This is a genomic window from Gluconobacter sp. Gdi (genome assembly GCF_014132155.1).
Taxonomy (GTDB): Bacteria; Pseudomonadota; Alphaproteobacteria; order Acetobacterales; family Acetobacteraceae; genus Gluconobacter.
The window spans coordinates 57,999-76,683 of the sequence record NZ_BLJQ01000007.1; the positions used below are offsets into that span (position 1 = coordinate 57,999).

Below are 18,685 nucleotides of genomic sequence, written 5' to 3' on the forward strand. Positions count from 1 at the left end.
CGGAAAGGATCCGGGTAATCGAAATTTTTCAGTTCAGTTCGGATCTTGATGCGAAATGGTAGTATCCTCTCTTGCCACGTGGCGTTCTATAAGAGCGCGCCACCTTGTCTTTGCCACGCTGGGCGGAACGCTTCTTTTTGGCGGGGCTGCAACAATTCCTCTTTCAGTGGAAAATCAAGCTGTTCTTGCTGTTGCAGGTATTGTAGCGTTTTTTATCGTAGATAGGGTGCGTAATGACAATGCGGCGATTATTCTTAAGCTGCTGTCGCTATTTGTTTCTCTGAGATATTTTGTCTGGCGTCTTACTGAGACGGTTGAATTTGAAGATTTTACTCAGGCCGCCTTAAGCGTAGCCCTTATATTTGCCGAATTTTTCGCGGGGATAATGCTTGTTCTGAGCTATTTTCAGACATTGCATACCCTGCAACGCACGCCGATGGCATTGCCAGATAAAGTTGAAGAATGGCCATCTGTCGACGTCTATATCCCCACTTATAATGAAGACCTTCAAATAGTCCGTATGGTTGTTCTAGCCTGTATGGGGTTGGACTGGCCCGCAGATCGGTTAAATATTTATATTCTGGATGATGGGCATCGAAGTGAATTTTTCGAATTCGCTCAAGCCTGTGGTGCTGGTTATATCGCGCGTCCTGATAATTCTCACGCAAAAGCTGGCAATCTAAACCACGCGCTTGCTCTCACATCAGGTGAGTACATCGCGATTTTCGATTGCGATCATATTCCTGTACGAGCGTTTCTTCAGTCCACGATGGGATGGATGATTGCTGATCGCCGTATTGGCCTCATTCAGACACCTCATTATTTTTATTCTCCTGATCCATTTGAGCGAAATCTTTCAGAAGGGCTTTCCGTCCCTCCAGAGGGTAATCTGTTTTATGGATTGCTTCAGCCGGGAAATGATTTCTGGAATAGCGCATTTTTCTGCGGTTCGTGTGCAGTATTGAGGCGAACGGCGCTGGAGGAGATAGGAGGGGTTGCGACCGATACAGTGACAGAAGACTGTCACACGGCGCTCAGGATGCAGAGAGCAGGGTGGTCTAGTGCTTACTTGCGCCTCCCTCTGGCTGCCGGTTTGGCAACGGAACGTCTTATCCTTCATATCGGTCAGCGTGCGCGCTGGGCGCGAGGAATGACGCAAATTTTTCGTGTCGATAATCCGCTGTTCGGACCGGGTCTGACATTTGCCCAGCGGCTTTGTTATCTGTCTGCAACGATGAGTTTTCTCTTCGCGATCCCTCGTCTCATTTTTCTTCTTGCGCCTCTCGCGTATCTCTTCTTTGGGGAAACGCTGATAGCAGCATCTCCTATGGCACTCGCCGTCTATGTGCTGCCGCACTTTTTCCATTCGGTTGCAACAGCTTCTCACGTCCAGAGAAACTGGCGATATTCATTCTGGAGCGAAGTTTACGACATCGCGCTTGCGCCATTCATCGCTCCAATTACGTTCATGACGTTGCTCTTCCCACGCCGTGGGCGCTTTAACGTGACCGACAAAGGCGGTCTGGTTAAACAGGAATATACGGATATCCGCGCCATTTGGCCGCAGATTGTTATTCTGATCCTGCTCTGCATCGCTGTTCTTTCAGGGCTGTGGAGAATTTTTTTCAGACAGCATGACGTCATGGTTCTGAATGCGTTATGGACGACCTGCTTCTGGGCTGCGCTGAATGCCCTCCTGGTTTTTGGTGCCATCCTGGTTGGGCGTGAGACACGTCAGATAAGGCATAGCCCGAGACTTGCTGCGATATTTCCGCTGACGGTCGATCTGCAGAACGGTAGCCTCGTCGAAGGCGTTACGATCGATGTCTCACGAGGCGGTTGCAGGCTTCACGTTCCGCCTGAAGACGCAAGCATGATCCGCCCGGATATGGCAGTCCGTCTTCGTCTGCAGTCAGGTGAGACCGGTGTGCTTGCTAGAATTGTTCTTGTCGAAGAGGACGAGGTCAGCCTGCGCTGGACGCCTGCTTCGCCACGAGAAGAAGCGGTGATTGTACGGTTCATGTTTGGTCGGGCAGATGCATGGCTTGGCTGGGATAACTATGCGCCAGATCGTCCGCTCCGGAGTGCGTGGCTACTTCTGCGCTGTTTCGGAGCACTGTTTAAACGAACTGATCCTGATTCTTATGCTGAGCGCGACAAGCGCATTCTGAATGCTGAACAGCAGGCAAAGGATTTTGCCGCCGCCCGCAAGAAAAAACGCGAGAGAATAGTGCTTCGTCCCATGAAACAAGGTTCGACTGCTTCCCTCCTGATCATCGGTCTGATGACAAGCATCGCGATGAGTGGGCAGGCCTCTGCTCAGGCTCTCCCATCTCCGATTTCCGATGCAGGAGACAATATTCCTCTGCCCGATATAGGAACCACTACGAATGTGCCGGGGCCTGTCATGCCTCCGCTTGCAGGGGCAACGCCGCAAACCTTTTCTCTCATGCATTTTGGAACGCCCTCTGTTCTACGGATGTTGCCTTGGGCTTCCATTCAGGGGGTCAACCTTTCAGTTCCATCTTCCCGTCTTGTCACAGGGGCGCGCCTTGTCCTGAGTGGAGCGTTTTCACCGCAACTTGCCGCGACAGGCGGGGCCATCACGATACGTCTCAATGATCAGTATGTTGGAACGATCACTTTGGATCGCTCTCGCGCTTCTTTTGACGCCCTTAGTTTTGATCTTGATCCCGTACTTTTCACGAAAAAGAACACACTGACCTTTTCTTTGGGAAGTACGTCTTCGGATCACGAAACGCCTGCGCTGCCCCAAAAAACGACTGACATATGGGCCGAAATCAGAGGTATGTCCTCTCTGACGCTGACCACCGTACCCTTGCCGCCCCAGCGTCATCTCAACCGTCTTCCCACACCTCTGCTGGACATTCAGGCGAGCGATCCTGTCGTGCTGCCTTTTGTCCTTCCTGACAACCAGTCTCCGGGGGACCTACGGGGCGCTGCGATCATGGCAGGTTGGTTTGGAAAGATTACCGACGTCCGACGTATCTCGTTTCCTGTCAGCAGACATCTTCCTTTGAGCGGTAATGCGGTGGCCATCGCTCCAGCAGGTCTTTTGCCAGTCGGACTGCTGCTTCCAGCCTCTGTCAAAGGGCCCTTTGTAGCTGAAGTTGCCAACCCCAAAGATAGTAATGGAACCGTACTGGTTATTACTGGTCGCACCGTGGAAGAGGTTCAGGAAGCTGCGCGTGCCGTTGCATTTCTACCGGAAGCACTTTCTGAAAATGCGTCACAGAGTGTTAGCGCACCGGAAACCATGCCCAGAAATCCGTATGATGCACCAGCATTTATACCGACAAGCCGGGTAGTCCGGTTTGGCGAGTTGGTGAGTGATGCTGCTCTCACGGGCCACGGGTATATTCCTGGCACACTGAGTATTCCGTTCCGTATCTTGCCTGATCTCTACACGTGGCGGGACAAGCCATTTCTCGCCGAGGTTGGCATCAATGGTCCCTTGGAAGCAATTGTTGACCTGGACCGGTCTCATGTTGATGTGAGCCTCAATAACCTTTACCTGCGGAGCTACTCCTGGAGAGTTCCGACGCTTCTACCATTATGGATTTCACGTTACTTCCCGTCGGTTTCTGCCCTACAGCAGGATCGGATCAAACTTCCAGTTTGGGGGGTGTATGCGCAGAATCAGCTTGATTTCTATTTTAGCGGTCGCCCAGCTGCGAATACACAAATTGCCGCATCAGGTCAGGATATCACGATCAGCATTGATCCTGATTCCACGCTTGATTTCAGGCGGGCGTACCATTTTGCCGTACTTCCCAATCTCGCAATGTTCGCAAATAGCGCCTTTCCCTTTACGCGCCTTGCAGACCTTTCCGAAACGGTAATCTGCCTTCCTGATCATCCGGATACAGCAGTAACGACTGCCTTTCTGGACCTAATGGGCACCATTGGCTCCTATACGTGGTATCCCGCAGACAAAATGACTTTGATTGGCGAGAGCGTCCTAGCCTCGGACAAGACGTTTCCCGATCAGGACGTGCTGGTGATGGGAACGCTTGGCTCGGACAGGTCATATGCTTCTCTGTTGGCAGCAACACCTTATACTCTTGAAAATGGCAAGCTTCATTTCCGGCAGAGAACAATGCTGGATGGGGTGCGATATTTCTTTGCCGATCTTGCAGGAAATGCCGTTTCTGACACAGGTACAGTAAAGCTTCAGGGGGCGCTCAGTCTGCAGAGTGGGGGAGCTTTTATGGCAGCGCGCTCTCCGTATGCATCGCATCGCTCGCTTGTCATGATGCTATCCGGGACACCACAGGGATTGGATGAACTGGTTCATGCCATGCGTGATCCAGAAAAACAGCGGGGAATTCAGGGGGATCTGACTGTCGTTAATGGCAGCCATGTTGTCGCGTCTCGCAATGGCATCTCCTATACCGTCGGTAGTCTGCCTTTCTGGGTGAATATCGAGCGTATCTTCCGTGAGCACCCATTCCGCATCATTGCTGCTGCTGCTGCTGCTGTTGCCATCTTTCTGATCGGACGCAGTCTGCATAAAGCTGTCATGTATCAGGCAATGCTGCGCAAACGTGTCATGGATGAGGTGCAACTCTCCGATCAGGGCGTTCAGGCGCAATGAAAGCTCGTTTCCTGCCGTCGCTACCAACGTCCGCCCTGCTTCTTTCTGGTCTATCCCAAGGTGTATTTTTCTGGTTGCCGGAAGATGCGCAGGCTCAACAGGCAGTTACTCTTTCGGCGATCCCGGCGGATCAGGCGGAGGTCGTCCAGCTTCTGTTAAAACAGACGAGGTACTGGCTTGGTCGCAGTCAGTATGATCGTGCGGCAGAAACACTGGCTCAGGCGCGGCAGGTTGCTCCTCAAAACCCAGGCGTTCTGGAAATCGAGGGAGAGTGGGCTGCTCAGAAAGGTGACATTGAAGCTTCGGAAAGAGTTCTAAAGACGCTTCAGAAAATCAATCCGAAAGCGGCACAAAATCTGGATTCCGTTATGAGGGGAAGCCTTGTTTCTGGCCCACTTTTGGAGGAGGCCCGGACCCTCGCTCGTTCAGGGAAGGCGACAGAAGCAGTGCGCGTTTATGAGCGTCTGTTTCCGAATGGTCCGCCAGGAGGGTATGCACTGGAATATTATCAGGTGATGGCTGCGTCTAAGCCATTGCGAAACGAGGCTATTGCCGGGTTGCGATCACTGATCCGCACTGATCATAACAATATTGCGGCTCAGATTGGATATGCTGAAGCTCTGACCTGGAACGAGGACACCCGTCTGGATGGAATGAAACGGTTGCAAGGTCTGGCGGGTGTTACGGCTCTTTCAAGAGAGCAGCGAACCTCTGTCATGAGAGCTTGGCGAACAGCACTTTACTGGGTTCCTCCGACCTCTCGAAGCATCCCACTTTATGATGCTTTTCTATCGGTCTTGCCGCAAGATCATGATGTGCTGGAACGTCGACATCAGGCAGAGCATGCCCCGAGTGAAGAATTGGCCCAGACCCGCACTGAAGGTTTTCAGGCTTTGGACCGTGGCAATCTTCAGCAGGCGGAAAGTGACTTCAATGGAGTGCTGCAGACCCATCCGGATGATGCGGACGCGGTCGGAGGGCTCGGACTTGTGCGTCTGCGGCAGGGGCGTTCGGACGAAGCTACGGAACTTCTGAACCGGGCATCGCAACTGAACCCTGCCGAGGCCGCGCGTTGGACGAAAGCTTTGGCAGGTTCGAAGCTGGCGGGCACCTATCACAGGATAGACAGTCTGATCGCTACGGGGCGTTATAACGAAGCACGACAACTCGCTGTTGACACGTTGCAGGTGGCGCCCGACCAAGCGGCTCTTAAAGTCAAACTTGCAGACATGGATCGTAGGCAGGGGCGAACGGCTGAAGCCGAGCGAGGCTATCGTAGTGTTCTTGCTTCAGAGCCCGGGAATATCGCAGCGCTTCAGGGGTTGAGTGGAATTCTGGCTTCGGATGGAAGGGTGAGTGAGGCTCAGGCACTCGCCCGACGTATTCCGGGTATGGGCAACCGTTTCCTGCAGGATATGCGTGCGGCCGATTTACAGGCCGAAGCTGACCGGGCGGATAACGCCGGGGAAAAGGTAACCCTGTTGACTTCAGCTCTAGCGGAAAAACCAGACGACCCGTGGATCAGGCTTCATCTGGCTCAGGCGCTTCTGAAGTCTTCGCGCCAGCAGGAAGCACGGGAAGTCATGGAGCCTATCCTGTCGACAGATCGCCATCTGACGGCTGAACAGCTACAGGCTGCAGTGTTTTTTAGCAGTCAGGTCAATGATTTCGACAGAATCAGACAGCTTCTTCGAACATTGCCTGCACAGGCACGGACGCAATCCATCAGACAGGTTGAGATGCGTCTTGAAGATCACGACCGCATCGCCACTCTGCCGGCGGATGAGACCGATGCCCGCTTTTATGTCCGCAGACTTGCCGACACTATGAGCGATCCTACCGGGATAAGGGGCGCAGGCGTTGCCAGCCAACTGGTTGGTGCAGGCAAGCCTGCTCTCGCTGTCTTTTTTCTCCGGAGCCTCTTGTCTTCTACCCCCCATCTGACGGCACAGCAGCGACTGGCATATGCGGGGAGCTTCCTGGGGGTTCGCAAAACAGAAGAAGCACGACATCTGATGGAAGGCCTTGCAGGTGCGCAGTTGACTCCCGAAGAGGAACGTGAGCGCCACGATATTACAACAGGGCTGGCTGTAACGCGGTCGGATCAGCTGAATGCGAAGGGTGATCAGGCGGAAGCCTATGAAGCCCTCAGGCCCGTTCTGGCGGATAATCCGTCTGACACGTCAGCCCGTATGGCGCTCGTTAGACTGTATGAAGCCCGGCAAGAAAATGCCAAGGCGGATGAAATTGTACGTGCGGTTGTCAATCGTGACCCTGATGATCTGGAAGCCAGACTAGCATTGGTCAAGCTCGAAGCTCAGGCTGGCCAAAAAGACGAAGCCAGAGTTAATGCCGAAGCTCTCAAGGAGCGTGCGCCCACCGATCCGCGTGCGTGGATTGCGGCAGCCCGTGTGGCCGAGATGGATGGTAACTGGCGCGAAAGTCTTGAAGATCTTGCTCGGGCCAGAGAATTCCGTGCCGCTCAGGTTCGACGGACGGATGGAGGCCTTGTTGAGGACGTTAATCCATTCCGGCAGCAGGATCACGGCAAATCCGAGGCGGAGCAGGACCCAATGCTGAGTGGCATTCAGGAAGATGAAAGCCGCGTCAGTCAGACTTATGCGCCGACCGTGGATATTACTCCCGGCTTTCTCGGACGTTCCGGGACCGGCTTGACCAAGCTTTCCCGTGCTGATTTGAAGATGGAAGGAGCCATGACGGTGGGTTCGGGACGATTGGGTATCGTTCTGGATCCCACCGTACTCGCCTCCGGCACGGGGACTATGGATTATCGGGAAGGGCTGTGGAAAACTGGGACGACAGCGGTGACTTGTGCGCCTCAAGACGTCCAGACAACTTCTGCCTGCTACAGTGACGTGATACGTCGCCGCTCGGCTTATGGCGTAGGTACGAATCTTTATTATGCTCTTGATTGGTTCAGGGCGGATATCGGCACGTCGCCTTTGGGCTTTTCTGTGACCAACATTCTGGGTGGGATTGAATTAACCCCTCAGATTGCGCCTCATCTTATACTGCATACGACATTCGAACGACGTGCCATCGCAGATAGCGTCCTCTCTTATGCAGGTCTGCGTGAGACGGAGACAGTGGGCGATGTAACCCAGCACAGGACCTGGGGCGGGGTAACCAAAAATAGAGCTCATGCACAGTTCGAATACGGAGATGATGCCTTTTCTCTGTATGCAGGTGGGGGCGGTGCTTACATCTATGGTCGTAACACGCAGTCCAATGTTAATTATGAAGCCGGTGTGGGAGGCAGTTTCCGTATCTACGACGATGGTATGAACAAAGTTCATATCGGTGCGGATGCCGACTGGTTCAGGTATAATAACAACCAGTTTCTTTATACCCCCGGGAATGGCGGTTATTTTTCGCCACAGTCCTTTTTCTCTCTGACTATCCCGGTGCGGTATGCAGGACATAAGGGGGCGTGGGATTGGGCGGCTTCCGGTTTTGGAGGCTTCCAGGCGTATCGTCAGCGCAGCACACTGCTTTTTCCTCGAGACAGTCGCTACCAGACACAGGCAAGAGCGAATTACGATGCTGCACAGGACTGTGTACAACAGCAAGCACTCGCTGCCGCAAACGGATCAACAATCACACCCTGCGGTGGTGTTTCTACAAGTGTGCTGAGCCAGTACAACTATCGTGATCCCGCGAAATCTTCGTCTGGAATTTCAGGCGGTATAGATGCGCTTTTCTATTACCACATTACGCCTGATCTGAAGGTTAGTGGTCGTTTTCTCTACCAGAAGTCGGGTCCCTGGAATCAGACAGATGTGAATCTGTCCGTTCACTACGACTTTTCCGGAATACGTTGAATGGCCATTGATTTTACACTGCTTCTTACAGAGCTGGCTCGGGAATTCGATCAGCAGGCCGGGGCGGACGCGCGGGACAGTTTTCTTCGGAAGGTCGGGTATCGGATTGCGTGCCGCGTGACATTGCCGCCATGTGAAACGCTGCTCAACCTCGAGTTGGAAATGAACGTCCAGCTTGCCACGCTTGGGTGGGGGCAAACGAGCCTTTCTCTGGCAGAAACCCAGGCACGCCTTCGTTTGACCCATGATGGTCTGCCATCACTGGGAAGTACGGGTACTCCGCCAGGAAGCTGGCTGACGGCATGTCTGGCGGGCCTCTATGAGCAATGGCTTATGGATCAGCCCAATGCCGCGGAAGGCTGCCGAATAACATGGGACCCTCAGACGCCGGCCAACTCCATTGGAAGTCTACTGTTCGAGTACGGACAATGAACAGAACCGCGACCGGTCGCTTCATGAGCCAGGACGATTAAGCATGCCCCAGTTTTCATCCGACGTTCCTTCACTCTGCAAAGCAATGGGAAAGCCGGATTTCAGATACCGTTCGTTCGATAACATCGCTTTCATTCCACAGACACCTTACGTGAAGGCGCCTGTGGAGGAAGCCGAACACGTTGAAGCGTCGAAGCCTCTCCCTGCACCTGAAGTGACTTTGCGTCCTCAGGACGGCAGCACGGAGAGTACTGCCCTGCCGATTGAAAATTTCCTCACGGATGCCCGTAGCATTCCACTCTCCAAGGTGTTTTCGATGCTGGAGAAAAACAGGATCACAAGCGGCATGCCCGCAAAGGGACTTAACGAGATTTTTCGTTGAGTAATCTTCAAGCGCGACAGTACCAGACAGGATATATTCAGTGAAGAACATGATGCGTGATCCCACCATGGCAATAGAGTCCTTCAACCGGCGGATGGTCATGAAAGGAGTTTTCTGTACTTCATTTCTGGCGGCGACCGGATCGTATGCTTCTGCTGCGACTGCAGATGATCTGTGGGAAGATTACAAGAAACGCTTTATGACCTCTGACGGGCGCATCATCGACGCTCATGATGGTGTCGCCTCCCATAGTGAAGGGCAGGGATATGGGATGCTCTTCTCCGTTGCGTTCGATGATCAAACGTCTTTTGACAGGCTCTGGAGTTGGACCGCCACGACGCTCCGCAGGCCACAGGATGCGCTCTTTTCCTGGCGGTATATCAATAATTCTATCCCGCATGTGCCTGACCATAACAACGCGACGGATGGTGATCTTTTGATCGCCTTTGCCCTGACAAGCGCTGCAAGGAAATGGCAGCGGCCACATCTTTTGACGCAGGCAAAGCAGATCTATTCAAGTATTCGGAAGAAACTTCTCGTAAATTTCAACGGTTGCCTTGTCCTTCTTCCGGGTATTTCGGGTTTTCTGTCACCCGGAAAAGCTACACTGAACATGTCCTATTACGTTATTCCATCCATGCAGGCCGCACAGGAGTTCGACGATACCGGAATATGGGCGCAAGCTATTCATGACGGAATGGATCTGCTCCGGCAGGCTCGTTTTGGCAGATGGGGCTTGCCACCTGACTGGCTCACGCTTGGAAAGGATCGGGACGTGCCGGAAATCGCTTCGGGTTGGCCACCCCGGTTTTCGTATGATGCGATCCGGGTTCCTTTATATCTTCAATGGGGCGGCATGCTGGATCGGGATATTGCAAACCCGTTTGTGCGTTACTGGCATGCCTACACGTCAGGCGGGCTGCCTGCCTGGATCGACCTGAAGACAGATGAAACAGCGCCTTATGCGGCCCCCCAGGGATTTCATGCCATTGGCGCAGCCTGTGGGTTTGAGAATGGCTTTAGCCCGGTGTTGAGCAGAAGCATTGATTATTACTCTGCTTCACTTGTCCTTCTCTCGAACATCGTTGCGGCACAAAGTTTGCGCTAAGGCGGGGAAATGACGAGACAGAACTGCTTTTGTGTTTAAAGATCATGGGGTGCTGCTGTGCAGTTCCTTTCGAAAAATTGCCCCAGAACTGTACGGAAAATTATTTGATGACTACTGATGCCTCTGAAGTACAAGAGCCTTCTATCGCCGAGCAAGAGTGGCAGGGACTGATCTCCCAGACGCCCGCCCCTGTGCAGGAAATTGTAGCAGGGGTGATAGACCAGCACGCGGTGGACTGCGTGCAAAGGTTTTATGAAGTGCTTCTGAACAACGCTGATGCAGCCCCGTTTCTTTCGAATGAAATTGTTGATACGCGCCTTCGTGCAGCACTGGGGCGTTGGCTGGCAGAGCTTTTCTCTCACGACGCGCCGGACGCCAGTATTCTTGTGCAGACTCAGCAGAAGATTGGCGCCGCGCATGCGCGTATTCAGATCCCGATTCATGTGGTGATGCATGGTGCCCGTCTCCTGAAAAGGAAACTGCGCGTGTTCATTCAGGCACTGGGATTGGACGGACCGCAATATTCCGCGGCCATCGCATATGCGGAAGATATGATCGATATTGCGATCGAGGTCATGAGCCTGGCTTTTGTACAGGGAACGCGAAAGGAAGTTGAGGTCAATGAGGCGTTCCGGCTCATGTCACTGGGCAAAGACATAAGTCTTGAACGAGAGACGCAACGGGCCGCTTTGCTGGAGTGGGGACAGTCTTTTCTTCTCGACATCTGTTATGGGGGAGACTCCGCCAATACTCTTTCAGACTCTGCGTTTGGGCTCTGGTTAAGGCACAAGGGAAGTGTTCTGTTTCAAGGCGCGTCAGAAATTGACGTTGTATCGAAGGCCGTAGAACACGTTGATAATGCGCTTGTTCCGAAGCTGGTCTCCGCGCGGCCTGTGCCCCCACAGGCAATCAAAGCCCTTCAAGGCGCGCTGGAAGAAATCCATTACATGATGGACCAGCTTTTTAAAACGGCGGAAGCCGTTGAGAATGGCCGTGATCCATTGACCAAAACACTGAGCCGACGTTTCTTGCCTACCATTCTTGGTAGAGAAGTCTCCCTTTCTCTACGGCGACATATTCCCTTCAGTATTCTGATGGTGGATATCGATCACTTCAAGTCCGTCAACGATAAACTCGGGCATGTTGTGGGTGATTCCGTGCTGCGATACGTCGCTAAAATACTGGTTGCACAGTGCAGGATGAGTGATTTTATTTTTCGATATGGAGGAGAGGAGTTTCTTGTTCTCCTGACCGAAACTCAGGAAGAACAAGCGATCCAAATCGCGGAACGTATTCGCACAGCGATTGAGCAAAACACTGCTTTGACAGTCAACGAAATCGATATTCGCGTGACCGCATCGTTTGGCATCGCCACATTTGCTGGCCATCCGGATTATCGTCATCTCATCGAGGATGCAGATCGAGCCCTTTATCTTGCCAAGGCGGCAGGTAGAAACCGCTGGCATGTAAGCAAAGGCAGACACGTTCATTCGGATGGCTTGGCAGAGTAAGTGTGCTGTGTCCGATGGATGTTTAGTAGCCTGGAATAGTTTCGCCGTATCTCCACACGCTGTGGCTGCTGCCTTTCATCGATAGAATCTGGAGCTTTCCAAGCAGTCCAGACCTCATATTTGTGTTATCTATAACATGGAAAATTTCAGGCTTCAGGAAAATACATTCTTCTTCAGGAGAGAGTATAATCAATAATATCTATTTTAATCAATATGTTGAATTCACGTCTGCCGATAAAAAATTGGATATCTGAAATCGCATCACTCAAAAAAGTATCATTTTTTAGGAAAAAACACTCTATACGCTGTGATATATAACATATAATCAGTTCTCTTGATCACATCTGATGTTAGAACGTGTGACAGGAGACGGTTGGATATGGCACAGGCTCTGGTGCTTGAGAAAAAGGGCGAACTTTCCCTGCGGGAAATTGCTCTGCCAACGGGGATCGGCCCCGATGATGTTCGAATTGCCATCCATACCGTTGGAATCTGTGGTAGCGATGTGCACTACTACACGCACGGTGCCATTGGTCCTTTCGTGGTCCGGCAACCCATGGTTCTGGGTCATGAAGCCTCGGGTACGGTTACGGAAGTGGGGCAGAATGTCCGGTCTTTCAAGGTGGGAGACCGGGTGTGCATGGAGCCTGGAATTCCTGACCCGCAATCCCGATCCAGCCTCTTAGGGCAGTATAATGTTGATCCAGCCGTGCGTTTTTGGGCAACTCCACCTGTTCACGGATGTCTGACCCCGTCGGTTGTCCATCCGGCTGCCTTCACCTTTAAGCTGCCAGACAATGTGAGTTTCGCAGAAGGCGCCATGGTCGAGCCTCTGGCGGTCGGTGTTCATGCGGCCGTCAAGGCGGCACTCAAGCCCGGCGATGTGTGTCTCGTCACGGGCTGTGGTCCGATCGGAATTATGACAGCTCTGGCAGCTCTTGCCTCAGGGGCGGGCCAGGTTTTCATCACGGATATTGCTCCCGCCAAACTTGCCATTGCCGGGCAGTATGACGGTGTCACGCCTGTCAATGTGCGGGAGACGAAGGTGCGCGACGTCATCGATACAGCCTGCGGTGCGGACTGGGGTGTAGATGTTGTCTTCGAAGCCAGCGGCTTTGCTGGCGCTTATGATGACGCTTTGGTCTGCGTCCGGCCAGGCGGCACAATCGTGTTCGTCGGGATGCCGGTTCAGAAAGTTCCATTTGATATCGTGGCTGCGCAGGCCAAGGAAATCCGGATGGAAACTGTCTTCCGCTACGCAAATGTCTATGAGCGAGCCATCCGCCTTATCAGTGCGGGCAAGATCGACCTCAAACCTCTCGTCTCGGAAACCTTCTCTTTCGATCAGGGTATTTCAGCTTTCGAGCGTGCTGCGGAAGCACGACCGGATGACGTGAAGCTCCAGATCGTTCTCTGAAAGGACAGTATTTTCATGTCCGTAACGCAGAAATCTCAGACGCAGGGTGCATTCTCTCCCATTGCTAACAGGGCCTCGGCCCTCGGTACGCTCCGCTCGCTTCAAGCCAAGGCGCCCGTCAGTGGCAATGCGACGCGTCCTGTTTATGAGGCCATTCATGCAGAACCGAACACAAGTTTCCGATGGCATCAGCACGATTATCCAGCGCCTGTCGCACGTTGGAATCATCACCTCGAATATGAACTGCATCTCATCACGAAGGGGGAGGGGCGAGCCATTATCGGGGATCACATCGGCAGTTTTGGTCCGCGGCAACTGGTACTTGTTGGGCCGGATCTTCCGCATGGCTGGTTCAGCCCGCTCAAGCCCGGAGAAGTACTAACCGGGCGTGATGTGGTGCTTCAGTTTAGCGCTCAATGGATTGAAACTCTGACGACGCTGTGCCCTGAACTGGCAGGGCTGCGCAATCTTTTGCAGGCTTCCACCCTTGGGATCGAATTTACTGGTCCAGAAGCACTTCAGATGGGTGAAAAGCTGGTCGCCATTGGTACTGTGCAGGGCGCTGCGAAGCTGGCAGCGTGTCTGGGGCTTCTGGCAGATCTGACTTCTGCGCCTTTCCGGACATTGTCTCTCAAAGGTGAAAACCCGGCTCTGAACAGCCCGGAAATGCAGCGGATGAGTAATGTCATCACGTCCCTGATGGCTATGGACCCGTCCGAAATTCGGCATGACCATCTGGCGCAGGATCTGGGGCTTTGCGCCTCAACATTTTCCCGTCAGTTCCGGGCGGCGACGGGCGACACGTTCATGTCGTTCCTGCATCGGCTGCGGGTGTGTCACGCATGTCATCTGCTGGCGAGTTCTCCCCTTTCGATCACGGAAATCGGTGCGGCTTCCGGCTTCAACAACCTCTCCAATTTTAACCGCATCTTTCTGCGCCTGCGTGGCTGCACGCCACGGGAATATCGCCGTCATGCTCGCGAAATGACGGCCCTTTCGCCAGCAGACGCCACAGAGTTCCTGAACTGATCGATAAGGGAAAACAGATCATGTCAACACTTCCACAACGCTTTTCCCTCGACGGTCGTAAAGCTCTTGTAACGGGTGCATCCCGCGGGCTTGGTGTTACGATCTGCGACGTGCTGAGTGCTGCCGGGGCCGATATTGTCGCTGTTGCGCGTTCGGAAGCCGATATGGCCGAAACGTGCCGGATTGTGGAAAGCCATGGCCGTCAATGCCTCACGGTTGTTGCAGATCTTAATGATTCCACGGCTCCAGACGCTGTCGCCCAGACCGTGACGGCTGCGTGGGGGGGCGTCGATATTGTCGTCAATAATGCTGGCGTCAGTTTCCCTCGCCCTCTGGTGGAGCAGACCGTTGAGGAGTGGGACACCGTACAGGCCATCAACCTGCGTGCCCCATGGCTTCTCGCCCGTGCTTTCGCGCCGGGCATGATCGAACGTAAGCGCGGTAAAATCGTCAACATCAGTTCCCAGGCCAGCTCTGTCGCGCTGATTGACCATGGTGCTTACGTCGCCTCCAAAGCCGGCTTGAACGGTCTTACCAAGGTCATGACGGCGGAGTGGGCGGCTCATAACATTCAGGCCAATGCTATCTGCCCCACGGTCGTCTGGACGCCCATGGGCGAACGCGTCTGGAGCGTTGGTAACAAGCTGGAAAAGCTGCTGGAAAAAATCCCCGCAGGTCGTGTCGCAACACCGGAAGATGTCGCGGATACAGTTCTGTATCTCGCTTCCGATGCATCGAACATGGTCAACGGACAGGAAATATTTGTCGACGGCGGATACACGGCCCTTTAGGCCGCCGCATCTTCAAATAGAGACAGGTAATTTTACGGTTTTGACAAGGCCATGTGCAGGAAATGACCTGCACAGTGCATGCAGATCAACAGGTGTAACATGAAGATCAAGACGCTTCCGCTGGCCCTTCTGTCTCTCGCTCTTGGCGGGACGGCCCTGTCACACCCGGCTGCCGCAGCCGGAACACCGCTGAAAATTGGCGTTTCCTTTCAGGAAATGAACAATCCGTATTTCGTCACCATGAAGGACGCGTTGCAGGAGGCCGCTGCCACAATCGGCGCCAATGTCATCATCAGCGATGCGCACCATGACGTTTCCAAGCAGGTGAGCGACATTGAGGACATGATCCAGCAGGGCGCGCAGATCATCATCATCAACCCGACCGATACCGTGGGCGTCACGTCCGTCGTGAAGACCGTTCATGACAAGAACATCCCGATTGTCTCGGTAGATGCTCAGGCTGGCGGCCCGCTGGATGCGTTTGTCGGTTCCAAGAACTACGATGCCGGTTTCAAGGCCTGCGAGTACCTCGCCACGACGATCAAGAGCGGCAATATCGGGATCATCGACGGTATCCCGGTTGTGCCGATTCTTGAGCGTGTCAAAGGCTGCAAGGACGCCATTGCCAAGCATTCCGACATCAAGATTGTCAGCGTTCAGAACGGCAAGCAGGAGCGTGATCAGGCTCTGACGGTGGCGGAGAACATGCTTCAGGCCAACCCGGATCTGAAGGGCATTTTCAGCGTCAATGATAACGGATCGCTCGGTGTTCTTTCAGCCATTGAGTCCAATGGCTCTGACGTGAAGCTGGTCAGCGTGGATGGCAATCCGGAAGCTGTGAAGGCCATCAGCAAGCCGGGCTCTCATTTCATCGCCACGGCAGCCCAGTTCCCCCGGCAGGAAATCCGTCTGGCACTCGCGCTGGCCCTCGCCAAGAAATGGGGCGCAGAAGTCCCGAAAGTTCTGCCAGTCGATGTCGAGCTGATCGACGCGACGAAAGCCAAGACGTTTAGCTGGTAAATTCCAAGAACGCCCCGGATTCCGGAGGGAACATCATGACAGAAACCAGTCAGACATCCCCAGAACCGCTTCTGGCGCTTAAGGGAATCTCCAAGAGCTTTCCGGGAGTCCGGGCGTTGCGGAATGTCAGTCTCAGCCTGGAGCGTGGAGAAATCCATGCTCTTCTGGGGGAGAACGGTGCTGGAAAATCCACGATCATCAAGATCATGGGAGGTATCCAGTCTCAGGATGAAGGGCAGATCTTTCTCAACGGAAAAGAATGCCACTTCTCCAGCTACAAGGATGCCATCAGCGCGGGCATCGGGATTGTTTTTCAGGAATTCAGCCTGATTCCTGAGCTCGACGCTGTGGATAATATTTTCCTCGGGCGAGAGATGCGGAACGCTCTCGGCTTTTCCCGCAAAAGCGAAATGACGCGCATTGCGCAGGGAATTTTCGAGCGGCTGGGGGTAAAAACGCGGTTTGACGTTCCTGTCGCGCGTCTCAGTGTCGCGGAACAACAGTTCGTGGAAATCGCAAAGGCTCTGTCACTGGATGTGCAGGTTCTCATCCTCGACGAACCAACCGCGACCCTGACCCCGACGGAAGCCGAACTGCTTTTCAACGTCATGCGGCAGCTCCGGGACCAGGGCATCGGCATTTTCTTCGTGTCGCATCACCTCGAAGAGATTTTTGAAATTTGTGACCGGATTACGGTGCTTCGCGATGGGGCTTATGTAGGCGTCCTGAAAACGGCCGAGTGCACGATGGATCATCTGGTTGAGCGGATGGTCGGCCGGAAAATTGAAAATACGTTCCCGCCCAAACCCGTTCTCCATACTGCCGAGCGCATTCTGGAAGCTGAAAATATTCGCTTTTCCAGTAACGGGCATCCCAACAGTTTCTACCTGCGGAAAGGTGAAATCCTTGGTTTCGCTGGGCTGGTTGGCTCTGGCCGAACGGAAACGGCTCTGGCGTTGATCGGCGCACTGCCATGTCCAGGAAAAACGGTGCGGATTGAGGGCAGAGACGTGTCTATGGGGAATCCGGCACAGGCTCTGCGTCACGGTATCGGAATTCTGCCCGAAAGCCGAAAAACCGAAGGATTGATCCTTGGCTTCAGTATCCGGGACAACATCTCCATTAACAACCTGCCGCAATATACCCGCCCGATCGGCACGATCGACACCGCGCGGGAGAAGTGGAAGACACAGGAGTTGATGTCCGCCGTCCGTATCAAAGCCCCTTCGGACGAGACGACCGTGGTGAGTCTTAGTGGCGGAAATCAGCAGAAGGTTGTGATTGCGCGCTGGCTGAACCGCCGGAGCAAGATCCTGATCTTCGATGAGCCTACCCGCGGCATCGACGTCGGGGCTAAGGCGGAAATCTACACACTCATGCGGAACCTCACGGCAGAGGGATACGCCATCATCATGATCTCATCCGAGCTTCCGGAGGTCGTCGGAATGTGTGACCGCGTGGCCGTGTTCAGCCATGGCGTCATCACGGCGGTTCTGGAGGGGGATGCCATCAGTTCGGAAGAGGTAATGCGTCATGCAACAGCAAGCGTTAAAAAGTCCGCAGTCGATGCACTCTCTGCTTGAGCGTTACAGATCGTCGAAATTCGCGCGGTCAACGGCATTTCTCCCAGCGGTCGGACTGTTCGTGGTCGTAGTCTGCATGATCGCGCTTAACAGTCGCTTCCTGTCCTTCGGCAACCTCGAAAACGTCGCCAGACAGGTCTCAATTAACGCCATCATCTCCGTGGGCATGACCTTTGCCATTCTCACAGGCGGCATTGATCTTTCTGTGGGCGCGGTCATGGCGCTGGCCGGAACCATTACGGCGGGTCTGCTGGTTTCCGGCCTGAACGCCGGGCTGGCCATTCTCGCCGGGCTGGGTGTCGGGGCGCTCTTCGGAGCCGGAAACGGATTATGCATTGCCCGTCTCGGAATGCCGCCGATCATTGTGACGCTGGCATCCATGAGTATCGCCCGTGGACTGGGGCTGATCTACACGAACGGCTATCCCATCTCGGGCCTTCCGGACTGGTTCGCGTTTATCGGTCGCGGAAAGGTTCTGGGAATCCAGACGCCAATTCTCATCATGCTAGTTGTCTATGCGCTGGCCTATCTGCTGCTCCAGCGCATGCCGATTGGCCGGTACATTTACGCCATCGGTGGCAATGAAGAGGCTGTCCGCCTCTCCGGCATCGATTCCCGTAAATACAAGATCACCGTTTACCTGATTGGCGGATTTACGGCCGCGCTGGCAGGCGTTGTTCTGTCTTCGCGTCTCATGAGCGGCCAGCCCAACGCAGGTGTCGGCTTTGAACTCGATGCCATCGCCGCCGTGGTGCTGGGTGGCACCTCAATTTCCGGCGGTCGTGGCTCCATCATCGGCACCCTCATCGGTGCCATGCTGCTGGGTGTCCTGAACAACGGGCTGAACCTGCTTGAGGTCTCCCCTTACGTTCAGAATGTCATCAAGGGCGCGATCATCCTTCTCGCAATTTTCATCAGTCGTCAGCGCGGCACAGCGTCCGCACGCTGAGAC

At 54.0% G+C, this 18,685-nt stretch carries 12 protein-coding genes; all 12 read left to right on the plus strand.

Features of this window, described 5'->3' with window-relative positions; genetic code table 11:
* Positions 1-55 precede the first annotated feature (55 nt).
* The 12 genes from bcsA to JN414_RS12515 all read left to right on the plus strand — a co-directional run bounded on the left by bcsA (position 56) and on the right by JN414_RS12515 (position 18,682).
* Complete coding sequence (gene bcsA / locus JN414_RS12460; RefSeq protein WP_202208160.1) at positions 56-4,618, plus strand: UDP-forming cellulose synthase catalytic subunit; 4,563 nt, start codon at positions 56-58, stop codon at positions 4,616-4,618.
* A complete protein-coding gene (locus tag JN414_RS12465) occupies positions 4,615-8,460 on the plus strand; it encodes a cellulose synthase subunit BcsC-related outer membrane protein (protein ID WP_202208161.1) in 3,846 nt (1,281 codons plus the stop codon). Before bcsA ends, JN414_RS12465 begins: the two co-directional genes overlap by 4 nt.
* Positions 8,461-8,892 (plus strand): cellulose biosynthesis protein BcsD, encoded by a 432-nt coding sequence (gene bcsD / locus JN414_RS12470; protein WP_202208162.1) that lies wholly within the window; start codon positions 8,461-8,463, stop codon positions 8,890-8,892.
* Between the two features lie 43 nt (positions 8,893-8,935).
* Complete coding sequence (locus tag JN414_RS12475) at positions 8,936-9,274, plus strand: hypothetical protein (RefSeq protein WP_202208163.1); 339 nt, start codon at positions 8,936-8,938, stop codon at positions 9,272-9,274.
* Positions 9,275-9,323: 49 nt separating this feature from the next.
* A complete protein-coding gene (locus JN414_RS12480) occupies positions 9,324-10,382 on the plus strand; it encodes a glycosyl hydrolase family 8 (RefSeq protein ID WP_237390051.1) in 1,059 nt (352 codons plus the stop codon).
* A gap of 107 nt (positions 10,383-10,489) precedes the next feature.
* Positions 10,490-11,893, plus strand: a complete 1,404-nt coding sequence (locus JN414_RS12485; protein ID WP_202208165.1) for a diguanylate cyclase — start codon at positions 10,490-10,492, stop codon at positions 11,891-11,893.
* A 379-nt stretch (positions 11,894-12,272) separates the two neighbouring features.
* Positions 12,273-13,310 carry an NAD(P)-dependent alcohol dehydrogenase gene (locus JN414_RS12490; protein WP_202208166.1) on the plus strand — a complete coding sequence of 346 codons (1,038 nt, stop codon included), beginning with the start codon at positions 12,273-12,275 and terminating at the stop codon, positions 13,308-13,310.
* A 15-nt stretch (positions 13,311-13,325) separates the two neighbouring features.
* Entirely contained in the window at positions 13,326-14,339 is a 1,014-nt protein-coding gene (locus tag JN414_RS12495) for an AraC family transcriptional regulator (protein WP_202208167.1), read from the plus strand.
* Between the two features lie 20 nt (positions 14,340-14,359).
* Positions 14,360-15,130 (plus strand): SDR family NAD(P)-dependent oxidoreductase, encoded by a 771-nt coding sequence (locus JN414_RS12500; RefSeq protein WP_202208168.1) that lies wholly within the window; start codon positions 14,360-14,362, stop codon positions 15,128-15,130.
* A gap of 99 nt (positions 15,131-15,229) precedes the next feature.
* Entirely contained in the window at positions 15,230-16,150 is a 921-nt protein-coding gene (locus JN414_RS12505) for a substrate-binding domain-containing protein (RefSeq protein WP_237390045.1), read from the plus strand.
* Between the two features lie 35 nt (positions 16,151-16,185).
* On the plus strand, positions 16,186-17,733 hold the full coding sequence (locus JN414_RS12510) for a sugar ABC transporter ATP-binding protein (protein WP_202208170.1): 1,548 nt from the start codon (positions 16,186-16,188) through the stop codon (positions 17,731-17,733).
* Positions 17,717-18,682: an ABC transporter permease gene (locus tag JN414_RS12515; protein ID WP_202208171.1), complete on the plus strand. Its 966-nt coding sequence runs from the start codon at positions 17,717-17,719 to the stop codon at positions 18,680-18,682. Before JN414_RS12510 ends, JN414_RS12515 begins: the two co-directional genes overlap by 17 nt.
* Positions 18,683-18,685 lie beyond the last annotated feature (3 nt).